The organism is Maribacter sp. C-4077 (assembly GCF_055378385.1).
Window position 1 is genome coordinate 1342619 of sequence record NZ_AP038807.1, and the last position, 11854, is coordinate 1354472.

At 43.7% G+C, this 11854-nt stretch carries 12 protein-coding genes; 6 read left to right on the plus strand and 6 right to left on the minus strand.

Annotated elements, in window-relative coordinates; genetic code table 11:
* Window positions 1-48: 48 nt before the first annotated feature.
* A complete protein-coding gene (locus ACZ41C_RS05790; RefSeq protein WP_464564908.1) occupies window positions 49-681 on the minus strand; it encodes a 4'-phosphopantetheinyl transferase family protein in 633 nt (210 codons plus the stop codon).
* An 80-nt stretch (window positions 682-761) separates the two neighbouring features.
* Between ACZ41C_RS05790 and ahcY the strand changes: the two genes are divergently transcribed.
* The 3 genes from ahcY (at window position 762) to ACZ41C_RS05805 (ending at window position 4057) form a co-directional block, all read left to right on the plus strand.
* The gene (ahcY, locus tag ACZ41C_RS05795; protein ID WP_464564909.1) at window positions 762-2078 is read left to right on the plus strand and encodes an adenosylhomocysteinase; all 1317 of its coding nucleotides are present in this window, start codon (window positions 762-764) and stop codon (window positions 2076-2078) included.
* Window positions 2079-2224: 146 nt separating this feature from the next.
* Window positions 2225-3520: a M20/M25/M40 family metallo-hydrolase gene (locus ACZ41C_RS05800; RefSeq protein ID WP_464564910.1), complete on the plus strand. Its 1296-nt coding sequence runs from the start codon at window positions 2225-2227 to the stop codon at window positions 3518-3520.
* 15 nt (window positions 3521-3535) lie between these two features.
* Entirely contained in the window at window positions 3536-4057 is a 522-nt protein-coding gene (locus tag ACZ41C_RS05805) for a 5' nucleotidase, NT5C type (protein ID WP_138256912.1), read from the plus strand.
* A 58-nt stretch (window positions 4058-4115) separates the two neighbouring features.
* Here ACZ41C_RS05805 and rpmA read toward each other — a convergent pair whose 3' ends face one another.
* The 3 genes from rpmA to ACZ41C_RS05820 all read right to left on the minus strand — a co-directional run bounded on the left by rpmA (window position 4116) and on the right by ACZ41C_RS05820 (window position 5643).
* Window positions 4116-4376, minus strand: coding sequence for a 50S ribosomal protein L27 (gene rpmA, locus ACZ41C_RS05810; protein WP_099544685.1), 261 nt, complete (start codon window positions 4374-4376; stop codon window positions 4116-4118).
* A 41-nt stretch (window positions 4377-4417) separates the two neighbouring features.
* Complete coding sequence (gene rplU, locus ACZ41C_RS05815; RefSeq protein WP_464564911.1) at window positions 4418-5089, minus strand: 50S ribosomal protein L21; 672 nt, start codon at window positions 5087-5089, stop codon at window positions 4418-4420.
* Between the two features lie 98 nt (window positions 5090-5187).
* Window positions 5188-5643 carry a DUF4199 domain-containing protein gene (locus tag ACZ41C_RS05820; protein ID WP_138256910.1) on the minus strand — a complete coding sequence of 152 codons (456 nt, stop codon included), beginning with the start codon at window positions 5641-5643 and terminating at the stop codon, window positions 5188-5190.
* A 156-nt stretch (window positions 5644-5799) separates the two neighbouring features.
* Here ACZ41C_RS05820 and ACZ41C_RS05825 point away from each other — a divergent pair, with 156 nt between their 5' ends.
* The 3 genes from ACZ41C_RS05825 to ACZ41C_RS05835 all read left to right on the plus strand — a co-directional run bounded on the left by ACZ41C_RS05825 (window position 5800) and on the right by ACZ41C_RS05835 (window position 9769).
* Complete coding sequence (locus tag ACZ41C_RS05825; protein WP_464564912.1) at window positions 5800-7122, plus strand: M16 family metallopeptidase; 1323 nt, start codon at window positions 5800-5802, stop codon at window positions 7120-7122.
* A gap of 4 nt (window positions 7123-7126) precedes the next feature.
* The gene (locus tag ACZ41C_RS05830; protein ID WP_464564913.1) at window positions 7127-9199 is read left to right on the plus strand and encodes a M16 family metallopeptidase; all 2073 of its coding nucleotides are present in this window, start codon (window positions 7127-7129) and stop codon (window positions 9197-9199) included.
* Window positions 9200-9448: 249 nt separating this feature from the next.
* A complete protein-coding gene (locus ACZ41C_RS05835) occupies window positions 9449-9769 on the plus strand; it encodes a hypothetical protein (protein ID WP_240042648.1) in 321 nt (106 codons plus the stop codon).
* On the opposite strand, the gene ACZ41C_RS05840 is transcribed toward ACZ41C_RS05835, so the two are convergent.
* Both ACZ41C_RS05840 and ACZ41C_RS05845 read right to left on the minus strand, forming a co-directional pair.
* Entirely contained in the window at window positions 9766-10905 is a 1140-nt protein-coding gene (locus ACZ41C_RS05840; protein ID WP_464564914.1) for an MBL fold metallo-hydrolase, read from the minus strand. The two genes, ACZ41C_RS05835 and ACZ41C_RS05840, sit on opposite strands and share 4 nt — an antisense overlap.
* On the minus strand, window positions 10906-11853 hold the full coding sequence (locus ACZ41C_RS05845) for a pyridoxal-phosphate dependent enzyme (protein ID WP_464564915.1): 948 nt from the start codon (window positions 11851-11853) through the stop codon (window positions 10906-10908).
* Between the last annotated feature and the right edge of the window lies 1 nt (window position 11854).

An 11854-nucleotide genomic window follows, 5' to 3' on the forward strand; every position in this document is an offset into this window, starting at 1 on the left:
ATTGTTTTTGGTAAAGATATTTGATTGTAGGTGCAAAAACTACCCCATTTACTTCTTAATGGCATATACAAGGGTAAAACCTTCGAACTCCAAAAAGTGTACGTAATAATGGGACACATCCCCATGGTAAAGGATTTCGGCCGTAGTTTGGTTTTGGGCAAAAGAGAAATCGGCCACATTGATATGATGCAAAAAACTGATGCCCTGTTGGCCGTAAATTTTGTAAAGGGATTCCTTGGCACCCCAAACAATGGTCAGTTTCCGAATTATAGCCTCGGTATTCGCCAAGGTCCTGTACTCCTCAAAAGGGGTAAACTTATGGGCTATCCGGAGAATTTTTTCCCTGTTCTTTTCTATATCGATCCCTACTTCCTCCGTTTTACTAATAATAATTGCCGTAAAATGGTGGGAGTGGGTGATGGAAATATAGTTCCCGTCTTTCAAATGGGGTTTTCCAAATTCGTTGTAATATAAATCGGTGTCAACATAACCGAAAAGTGCCAATAAGTGCCTGATGCTTAAAAAGGCCCTTCGGTGCAATTCAGATTTCATACCATTGAATCGAGATTGACAATGGTCCGTCAATTGGATTCCCGTTCCCAAAAAAACTTCCGTCTCCTCTACCTTCCAAATGGCTATGGAGGTACTCAAATTTACTGTTATAGTTTTGTAAAGAGGCATTGATTTTTCGGGTATTTTGTACCTTTGAGGCTACTAAAAAAGTAAGTTGCATTTTAACGAAAGTAAAAAGAAAAAAACATATGAGCACTACAACCATTCCCTACGTTCCTTTTAAGGTAAAAGATATGAGTCTTGCAGCGTGGGGAAGAAAAGAAATTGAATTGGCTGAGGCCGAAATGCCCGGTCTAATGTCCTTACGTGAAGAGTACAAAAATGAGCAACCTCTGAAAGGGGCGCGTATTGCAGGTTGTTTGCACATGACCATTCAAACGGCGGTATTGATAGAAACGCTCGTTGCTTTGGGAGCAGAGGTGACCTGGAGCTCCTGTAATATTTTTTCTACTCAGGATCAGGCGGCAGCAGCCATTGCAGAGGCCGGTATTCCCGTGTATGCTTGGAAGGGAATGAACGAAAAGGAGTTTGACTGGTGTATTGAACAGACCCTTTTCTTTGGGGAGGACAGAAAACCATTGAACATGATTTTGGACGATGGTGGGGACCTTACCAACATGGTATTGGACAGGTATCCCGAATTGGCCAGTGGTATAAAAGGCTTGTCCGAAGAAACGACTACCGGGGTACATCGCTTGTACGAGCGAGTTAAAATGGGAACCTTGCCCATGCCTGCTATCAACGTGAACGATTCCGTAACCAAATCCAAGTTCGATAACAAATACGGTTGCAGGGAAAGTGCCGTGGATGCCATAAGAAGGGCCACGGATACCATGCTCGCCGGAAAAAGGGTGGTCGTAGCTGGTTATGGTGATGTAGGTAAAGGTACCGCTGCTTCTTTCAAAGGAGCCGGCTCTATCGTTACAGTTACGGAAATAGACCCTATTTGTGCGCTTCAAGCGTGTATGGACGGTTTTGAAGTGAAGAAATTGGAAACGGTGATTGGTACTTCCGATATCGTTATAACGACTACCGGAAACAAGGATATCATTAGAGGCGAGCATTTTAAGGCTATGAAGGATAAAGCCATCGTTTGTAACATTGGCCACTTTGACAACGAAATCGATATGGCATGGTTGAACAAAAACTATGGCGATACCAAGGACGAAATCAAGCCACAGGTGGATAAATACACCATCAATGGCAAGGATGTGATCGTCCTTGCGGAAGGAAGATTGGTGAACTTAGGATGTGCCACCGGCCACCCAAGTTTTGTAATGAGCAATTCCTTTACAAACCAGACCTTGGCGCAAATAGAACTTTGGAACAACAGTGAGAATTATGAAAACCAAGTGTATATGCTGCCCAAGCATTTGGACGAAAAAGTGGCAAAACTACATTTGGAACGCCTTGGTGCCGAATTAACGGAACTTAATGAAGAACAAGCCGAATATATTGGGGTTACGGTAGAAGGACCGTTCAAACCTGATTATTACAGATACTAAACCGAATACTTTCAAAATAAAGCCCTTACCAAAAATAAGGGCTTTATTTTTTTATCCTAATGGTTTTTCTTTATTGGATTATCCGTTAAATTCACATTCCATAATCTAAAAGCCTCATAGCGGTGCTACGCAAAAAAAAGAAGCTAATGAACAAAATTATTTTGGTTGCCTTGATAGTCTTTTGGTCCCTTCAAAATTCAAGGGCCCAGGAAGCAGTCTCCATCGACAAAAAATTTACAAAGGAAATTGAACGGCTTGCCAAGGATAAAAAGGTTGCGTCGGCATTCAAATTCATAGAGGAACAAAGGGAGCAGACCACTCAGGACCACATTGCCCTCACCGAAATTCTCGCAGCGCCTTTTAAGGAAGACAAAAGGGGTATCGCCTTTGCCAAACTACTCGAAGAAGCAGGGGTGGACAGTCTCTGGACGGACAAGGTGGGCAATGTCATCGGTCTTAGAAAAGGTACGAGCGGGGAATCTGGCTACGTGGGGATTGATGCCCACTTAGATGTTGTTTTCCCTGAAGGTACGGACGTTACCGTTAAAAAGTTTGGCGATACCTTAAAAGCACCGGGAATTGGGGATGATACAAGGGCTTTGGCAAATCTTATTTCCATGCTTAAGGGAATGAACAAAGCTGGAGTCAAAACTGATAAGGATATTCTTATTGTTGGCTCGGTGGGTGAGGAAGGATTGGGCGATCTCCGAGGCATGAAGTTCATATTCAACGAATCCGGCATGGACATTGATTCCTGGATTGCCATTGATGGGGGCAGTATGGGAAGGATCAGTAACGCAGGATTGGGCTCCAAACGATATAAACTACTTGTAAATGGAAAGGGCGGGCATTCATGGGGCGCTTTCGGACTTGCAAATCCACATCACGCCCTAGGCAAGGCCATCGATATTTTTTCAAAAGCGGCTTGGGAATATACTTCGGGAGATATCTCCAAGACGAGCTTCAATGTGGGTAGAATTGGTGGCGGGACTTCCGTCAACTCGATACCGTTTGAATCCTGGATGGAGGTGGACATGCGGGCCATCAGCCCAAAAAACTTGGATGAGATCGAAGAAATCTTTAAACAATCCGTAGAAAGGGCGATAAACGAATACAATTCCAGCGGTATACAGGGCGAAGTAACCTATGAGCTCATCAAGATTGGTGACAGGCCTTCGGGAGAACTGTCTGCTGATATCCCCTTGGTTCAAAGGAGCATGGCCGCTACCGAATATTTTGGGGGTACGCCCTCATTGGGCAGGGGCTCCACCAATATCAACATTCCCATTTCCAAGGGCATACCGGCCGTATGTATCGGCAGGGGCGGATCTGGAGGTGGGGCGCATTCCTTGCACGAATGGTATGTGAACGACGAGCCATCCGAAGAATCGATAAAACTGGCCCTCTTGATCACATTGGCGCAAGCAGGATTGGACAAATAATATAATTTTTATTTTATGACGATATATGTGGATATGGACGAAGTCATAGCAGATACATATGGCGCCCATATTGAGATTTATAATGAAGAATTCAATGCCATGCTCACCGAGGAGCATTGTATGGGTAGCGAAGTCTGGCATAAGGTTCCCGAAGCCCATCAGGACAGTGTACGGAACCATGCGCGACGCCGCGGTTTCTTCAGAAATTTAAAACCGATAGCCGACAGTAGGGAGGTCCTGAACGAACTGGCTAAAAAATATGAGGTATATATAGCCTCCGCGGCCATGCAATTTCCCAATTCACTGGAAGAGAAAAGCGATTGGTTGGATGAACATTTTCCTTTTATACCTTGGCAAAATAGAATCCTCTGTGGACATAAGCATATTTTAAAAGGCGATGTTCTGATCGATGACCGAAGTTATAACCTAACCCATTTTGCTGGTAGACCTTTGCTTTTCACATCACCCCATAACATCCATACCACGGGAATAGAACGGGTGAATTCTTGGAAAGAGGTGGCAGACAAATTACTGTAGAACAGCATAAAAAAACCCTCACAATGTGAGGGTTTTATTTTTTATAGAGAACTATTTCTTAAGCTTCAAACGGCTCAATGGAAACATAGGATTTCCCTCCTGCTTTTTTCTCGAATTTTACAAGTCCGTCAACACGGGCATGCAATGTATGATCTTTACCGGCATACACATTCTCACCTGGATTGTGTTTTGTACCTCGCTGTCTAACGATGATGTTACCGGCAATAGCAGCCTGGCCACCAAAAATCTTAACGCCCAAACGTTTCGATTCTGATTCCCTACCATTTTTTGAACTACCTACACCTTTTTTATGTGCCATAATTTTAAGGTTTTATATTGTTATACTTAGAAAATAAAGAATCAGGATTCTTTACCTCCGTCTAATTCATCTTGCCACTTCTTCAACTCATCCCATTTACCCTCAGCGGCCAATTTGGCTTGCGCTGGCCAAGTATCGGTTACGTGGTTACCACGAACGTCTGCGATGATTTCAGAAATTTTCTCCGGAGTGGATTTTGCCAGTTCTGCGAAGGTTGTGATGCCAGCGGCATTCAAGGTCTCTGCAATCTTAGGTCCAATTCCTTCTACCTTTTTAAGGTCATCGGTTGATGCTTTTGCTTTGGCGGCCTTTGGTTTTGATGCAACCGACTTGGCTACGGGAGTTTCCTGCTTAGCGGCTGGCTTCTCCTCTTTTTTGGCCGGTTCGGCTTTTTTAGCACCTTTGGCTACGATGGATTCGATTACAATCTCCGTAAGGGATTGTCTGTGACCATTTTTCTTTTTGTAGCCCTTACGTCTTTTCTTGTGAAAAACGATTACTTTATCACCTCTAAGGTGCTTAATGACTTTGGCCTCAACAGCGGCACCGTCTATAGCTGGGGCGCCAACGGTAACGTTCTTACCATCATCCAAAAGAAGTACATTATCAAAAGTTACCTTTTTACCTTCTTCTGTCTGTAAACGGTGAACGTACACTTTTTGGTCTTTCGCAACTTTAAATTGCTGCCCTGCCATCTCTACAATTGCGTACATATCGTTAAAAATGTATTGTTAAAACCTACTGGATTTTTTCCAAAGGCGGGTGCAAATATACTGCTTATTACGTAACCTACAAGGGTTTTTTAATGATTTTATCCCTTTCCTCGCTTTAGGTTATTGGAGGGTTTAAAAAGCTGCATAAAGGAAAGCGTAAGTACCAAGGAGGTAACAAAACCCATGGTGGCGACCACCAAAAAAACGATGGCCTCAAAATTTTCGTACTCCTTTGCCCATTTCGTGGAAAGCTCTTCCAAAAATCCAGGAGACAATTCTGTTGAATAAAAAGCAAAAAACAACGTAAAAATAAGTGTGGCGACCCCGCCCGTTACAAGCCCGGCAACAAAACCGGTACTATACCCAAAAGTCTCTGGACTCTTCACTTTCAGGTATTTAATGGTTTCGTAAACACCAAAGCCAGTTATTATCATATTAAACAGACTATAAAAAACATTGGTGTGTAGGCCCAAGAGCGCCAAAATCAAAAAATAGGCGATAAGACAGGCGCTAGTTACAATTCCGAATCTAATAGGGAGCGTATAATTTTTCATCTGTTTATTTTTCCACATAAGTTAATGAATCTTTATCTAAATCGTAACTCAAAACGATACTCTTTATGAAGATTAGCACAACATAAAACGTATTTTAGTGTAACAAACTCCAAAAATCCATACCAATGGTTTGGAAGAACACTAAACATTAAAAAAATGAAGAAAAAGCTATTTGCGGTTTGCACCCTTTTATTTTCATGCACATTATTGCTTGCCCAAGAAGTCCAATATGAGGAATATGACCTTGACAATGGCCTGCACGTCATCCTTCATAAGGACAATTCCGCGCCCGTGGTCACAACTTCGGTCATGTACCATGTTGGGGGAAAGGATCGTACTGAAGGTAGGACAGGTTTTGCCCACCTCTTTGAGCACCTGTTGTTTGAAGGTACCAAGAACATAGAAAAAGGAAAATGGTTTGAGATCGTATCCTCGAACGGAGGTACCAACAACGCGAACACTACGCAGGACAGAACCTATTATTACGAAGTTTTTCCATCCAACAATTTGGAACTGGGCCTTTGGTTGGAGTCGGAAAGAATGCTTCATCCCGTTATCAACCAGGATGGAGTGGATACGCAAATCGAAGTCGTAAAGGAGGAAAAGAGGCTACGGTATGATAACTCTCCTTATGGCCAATTGCTTCCGGTCTTAGGGGAAAACCTTTTTGAAAAGCACCCTTATAAAGACCCCAATATAGGGTATATGAAGGATTTGGAGGCCGCTACCTTGGAGGATGTTAAGGCATACAATGAAAAATACTACGTACCCAACAATGCAGTGCTGGTAGTAGCGGGAGACATCGATATAGCGAAAACGAAAGGTCTGGTACAGGATTACTTTGGGCCGATTCCAAAAGGTGCCGATGTTTCCCGGAACTATCTCAAAGAAACCCCAATTACTACGGAAAGACGGGTGCAATTCTATGACCCTAATATACAGATACCCGCTGCCGGATTGGCCTACAGAACACCTGGATTCAAGGAACGGGATGCCTATGTTTTGGATATGATATCGACCTATTTAAGTGATGGTCCCACTTCCAAACTTTACAAAAAAATGGTGGACGATCAAAAACAGGCCTTGCAGGTGGGGGCTTTCAATATTCCACAGGAGGATTATAGCATGTATTTTGTCTTTGCCTTACCCGTTGGGGAGACGCCCTTGGATACCTTGATTTCCGAGATGGAAGAAGAAATTGCCAAGGTGCGCACAGTACCCATTTCAGAAAGAGATTACCAAAAACTTCAAAATAAGTTTGAAAATCAATATGTAAATTCAAACTCCAGTGTGGAGGGCATCGCCAGTTCCTTGGCCAGAAATTACATGCTCTATGGCGATACGGAATTGATCAATAAGGAAATCGAGATATATCGTTCCGTAACCCGAGATGAAATCATGGAAGTGGCCTCAAAGTATTTAAAGCCCAATCAACGCGTAATTATCGACTATTTACCTGAAGAAAAACCTTCAAACTAAAAAAATGAAAAAGCTATATACCCTATTATTCAGCATATTGGTGGCAACTGCCACACAGGCGCAAGTGGACAGATCCACGATGCCTAAACCCGGACCCGCCCCGGAGATAAACCTGGAAGAACCCCAAAGTTTTAGCCTAAACAATGGGTTAAAGGTAATGGTGGTTGAAAACCATAAGCTTCCAACGGTTTCCATTCAACTGACCATAGACAACCCGCCCATTTTGGAGGGTGATAAAGCTGGCGTGTCCAGTTTAACAGGTTCGTTGATGGGCCAAGGGTCAAAGAACATTCCCAAGGACGAATTCAATGAGGAGGTCGATTTTCTTGGGGCCCGACTTAGTTTTGGGGCACAAAGCGCCTTTGCCAGTTCACTTTCCAAGTATTTTCCAAGAATGATGGAGTTGATGGCCGATGCCGCCATAAACCCCAATTTCACTCAGGAGGAATTCGACAAGGAAAAGGACATTTTAATTACTGCATTAAAGGCCGAAGAAAAAGATGTTTCCGCAATCAGTGGAAGGGTTCAACGTGCACTTGCCTATGGAAAAGACCATCCTTACGGGGAATTTACGACCATTGAAACGGTCAACAATGTGAAGTTGGAGGATGTGAAAACCTTCTACCGGGATTATTTCGTACCGGCGAACGCCTACCTGGTGGTAGTGGGAGATATAAATTTTGATGAAGTGAAGGAATTGACCGAAAAGTATTTTACATCATGGACCAAAGCGGTTCCCCCATCGTTCACTTACAGCAAGCCTAAAGATGTTTACAATACACAGATCAGTTTTGTGGATATGCCAAACGCCGTACAATCTGAAATTACGGTTCAGAACATTGTAAACTTGAAGATGAAAGATCCCGATTATCTGCCGGCCTTACTAGCCAACCAAATATTGGGAGGCGGTGGTGAAGCCAGATTGTTCCTGAACCTACGTGAGGATAAAGGGTATACCTACGGATCTTATTCCGCCATAGGCGACGACAAATATGAACCATCCAGGTTTAGGGCCACGGCCAGTGTACGAAATGCCGTAACCGATAGCTCAGTTGTTGAGATTCTAAAGGAAATCGATAGGATCATAACCGAACCGGTATCGGAAAAAGAATTAAAAAACACCAAAGCCAAATATGCTGGTAGGTTCGTTATGGCGCTGGAGCAACCCCAGACCATTGCCAATTACGCCTTGAACATAGAAAAAGAAGGGCTGCCAAAGGATTTTTACAAGACCTATTTGGAAAGACTGGAAAAGATAACCGTTGAAGATGTCCAAAAAGCGGCACAAAAATATTTTAGCTCCTCGAATGCGCGCGTGGTTGTGACAGGGAAGGGAAGTGAGGTCTTGGAGAATCTTGAAAAAGTGGAGTTCAAAGGAAAAACTCTACCCGTCCTATTTTATTCAAAAACGGCGGAACGTACTGAAAAGCCAGATTACAATGCCGCATCTCCGGAAGGATTGACAGCGGAAACCGTGATTGAAAACTACCTAAAGGCCATAGGCGGTAAGGAAACTTTGGAAAGTGTATATTCCTATTCGATGACCGCAGAAGCGGAAATGCAGGGAATGAAACTGAATTTGGAACTAAAGAAAACATCCAAGGACCAGTTCATGCAGGATATCCAGATGATGGGGAACTCCCTGAGCAAGCAGGTTTTGGACGGTGATACCGGCTATATGGTGGCACAGGGACAGCGCAAGGATTTTTCCGAAGAAGAAATCACGAAAATCAAAGAAGAATCGGCACCCTTCCCGGAATTGAACTATTTGGCCGCCGGGGGCCTTACCTTGGAAGGAACCGATATGGTTGGTGATACAAAAGCTTACAAGGTAAAGATTACGGACAACAAGACCGTTTTTTACGACACTGAAACCGGACTAAAATTGCAGGAAGTAAGTGTCATCGACATGCAAGGACAGACCATGCAACAGACCATGATGCTGGAGGATTATAGGGAAGTATCGGGCATCCTATTTCCGTACAAGCTCATACAAAGTATGGGTCCACAGAATATTGAGTTCATTGTATCGGAAATTAAGGTCAATGAAGGGGTTACCCCAGCTGATTTTGAGTAACCTTTCCAAATAATTAAAAAGCCCGCTCCAAAAAGGAGCGGGCTTTTATTATTTTAAATCTTACAACTGGAGTTTTAGTATCTATAGATAATAACTCTATTTGGTATCTTTGCAACTTAAATGACTTTTCGCTTTAATACGAATATCTTCATGAAAAAATATTTTATCCGAATCTTAAGTTGCTTCTTGCTTTTTATCTCATGCAAGGAAGAAAAAAAAGAAACTTTGCCTTCCCAAATGGAACAAGTTATGGCAATACATGACGAGGTTATGCCCAAAATGGGAAAATTGGGAAAACTGGTGGGTCAGTTAAAACCGATGGCGGATTCCTTAGGAACGGATTCTCCCCAGGCCAAAGCGATGCGCGATTTACAGGATGCCAACAAATCCATGATGGATTGGATGCAAGGTTTTGGAGACAGGTTCGAGCCCGAAGAAATCATGGATGGCAAGGAACTGAGCGAGGAAAAAAAGCAATGGTTGAAAGAGGAGGAAGAGAAGGTCAAGGAAGTGAAGGAAAAAATAAATTCCAGTATTGCCAATGCCGAAGCGCTTTTGGGCAACAATTAATCGACATTCTTCCACCAAACTCCACCATTGGAAGTAGGTTCCGCCAAATAAATGAATTCACCAATTTTAGGTGTAACAATCGGTAGATTTAATTCCTTTGCCTTATCGCTTACCCGTATGACAGGGTCGGTCCAAGGATGCATGGCCAATTTAAAGGCGCCCCAATGAATGGGCATGATTACCTTGGCCTTCACATCTACTCCTGCCTGGGCGGTTTCCTCAGGCATCATGTGGATTTCATGCCATAGTTTGTTATACTGTCCGCATTCCAACATGGCAAAGTCAAAAGGGCCATACTTCTCGCCAATTTCGGTAAAGTGGCCTCCATAACCGCTGTCGCCGCTAAAAAATACATTGGCACCATCGTTCTTGATTACCCACCCACTCCACAAGGTTTTGCCCCTATCTGAAAGGCCACGGCCAGAAAAGTGTTGCGCCGGAACGCATTTTATGGAAAAGCCTTCAAAGGAAGTTTCGCCCCACCAATCCATTTCCTTGATCCTATCTTCGGCTACACCCCATTCCACCAAATGTGCCCCTACCCCCAAGGGTGTAAAGAACATCTGTACCTTATCCTTCAATTTTAAGATAGATCCGTAATCCAGGTGGTCATAATGGTCATGGGACAAAACCACAAAATCAATTTGCGGCAGTTGTTCAATGGCTATGGGAAGTTCTTCGCTAAATCTTTTGCCTCCTAAAAGAGGATGGGGGGCAGGAACCGGTCCCAACATGGGGTCTATCAAAATATTCCTTCCATACGACTGATATAAAAAAGTGGAATGCCCAAACCACACCATCCTTGCAGGTCCTTTATAATTGGCCAGTTCCAAAGCGTCCAATGCGTTAATAGGAACGGCTCCCTTTGGCCTTGTATTTATTTGCGGGCCAAAAAAGCCTTTCAATCCCTTTACATAATCGCCAAATCCCATGGACATGGTAACACCGCCCAAGTTCTCAAAAACACCGTCCTTGTAGTGTTCCGATTTTGAAAATTGTTCCTTTTGCGAATCCGAAATGGTACCACCAAACTCCGGACTCAAATTTATGAAAAGTGCCCCCAAGACAACAAGTACAATGATGATGGAAAATATAGCAATGAACATTCGTTTCAGTATCCGCTTTAGTGTTCGCATTTAAAATGGCAACTGATTCAGATCTACATTACCGCCGGAGATAATAATGCCTACTTTTTTGTTTTGATAGTCCGACGGAATTTCTTGGCAATCCCTAATTAGGGCCGCCAATGTAACGGCACTTGAAGGTTCAACGATGATTTTCATTCGCTCCCAAACCAGGCGCATGGCCAGAACTATTTCCTCCTCCGTAACCCGAACGATTTTTGAAACATTTTCCTTGATTATCGGGAAGTTGATATCTCCCAAGGTGGTTCGTAAACCATCGGCGATGGTATTGACCGTCTCATTTCCCTCAATCTTTCCAGAAATCAAGGAACGGTAGGCATCATCGGCCTCAAAGGGCTCGCCCCCCACAACCTTACAATCCTTTCCAAAATATTTGGCGGACAAGGAGGAACCGGCAATGAGGCCTCCCCCGCCTACGGGACAGAAAATAAAGTTCAAGTCGGGTTGCTCAGAAAGCAATTCGAGAGCAGCGGTTCCCTGTCCAATGATCACGTTCAGATCATTGGAAGGATGCAAAAACACCGAGCCTGTTTCGTTTGCGATTTTATCGGCCATGGCCTGCCTGGCCTCAACGGTAGGTTCACATTCGTAGATTTGTCCACCATAGGCAACAACCCCTTCCTTTTTAACTTTAGGTGCCGTAGTGGGCATCACAATATGTGCGGGAACCCCCAAACTCTTGGCGGCCAAGGAAACGGCCTGCGCAAAATTTCCTGAAGAATGGGTAACCACACCGTTTCTACGTTGAGCCTCGCCCAGATTCAAAATGGCATTGGTGGCGCCCCTTATTTTGTAGGCCCCCGCCCTTTGAAAATTTTCACACTTGAAAAACACCTTACCTCCCAAAAGTTCATTAATCAAGGTTGAGGTAAGCACAGGGGTATTATGAATGAAAGGGGCGATTCTTTTATGGCAATCCGTTAGTACAGTCTTGTTCATC

Coding starts and splice junctions, on each gene's coding strand:
- ACZ41C_RS05835 (WP_240042648.1), top strand. CDS start 9,449: ATGGCAATACATGACGAGGTTATGCCCAAAATGGGAAAATTGGGAAAA.
- ACZ41C_RS05790 (WP_464564908.1), bottom strand. CDS start 681: ATGCCTCTTTACAAAACTATAACAGTAAATTTGAGTACCTCCATAGCC.
- ACZ41C_RS05840 (WP_464564914.1), bottom strand. CDS start 10,905: ATGCGAACACTAAAGCGGATACTGAAACGAATGTTCATTGCTATATTT.
- rplU (WP_464564911.1), bottom strand. CDS start 5,089: ATGTACGCAATTGTAGAGATGGCAGGGCAGCAATTTAAAGTTGCGAAA.
- ACZ41C_RS05805 (WP_138256912.1), top strand. CDS start 3,536: ATGACGATATATGTGGATATGGACGAAGTCATAGCAGATACATATGGC.
- ACZ41C_RS05845 (WP_464564915.1), bottom strand. CDS start 11,853: ATGAACAAGACTGTACTAACGGATTGCCATAAAAGAATCGCCCCTTTC.
- ACZ41C_RS05825 (WP_464564912.1), top strand. CDS start 5,800: ATGAAGAAAAAGCTATTTGCGGTTTGCACCCTTTTATTTTCATGCACA.
- ACZ41C_RS05800 (WP_464564910.1), top strand. CDS start 2,225: ATGAACAAAATTATTTTGGTTGCCTTGATAGTCTTTTGGTCCCTTCAA.
- ACZ41C_RS05820 (WP_138256910.1), bottom strand. CDS start 5,643: ATGAAAAATTATACGCTCCCTATTAGATTCGGAATTGTAACTAGCGCC.
- rpmA (WP_099544685.1), bottom strand. CDS start 4,376: ATGGCACATAAAAAAGGTGTAGGTAGTTCAAAAAATGGTAGGGAATCA.
- ACZ41C_RS05830 (WP_464564913.1), top strand. CDS start 7,127: ATGAAAAAGCTATATACCCTATTATTCAGCATATTGGTGGCAACTGCC.
- ahcY (WP_464564909.1), top strand. CDS start 762: ATGAGCACTACAACCATTCCCTACGTTCCTTTTAAGGTAAAAGATATG.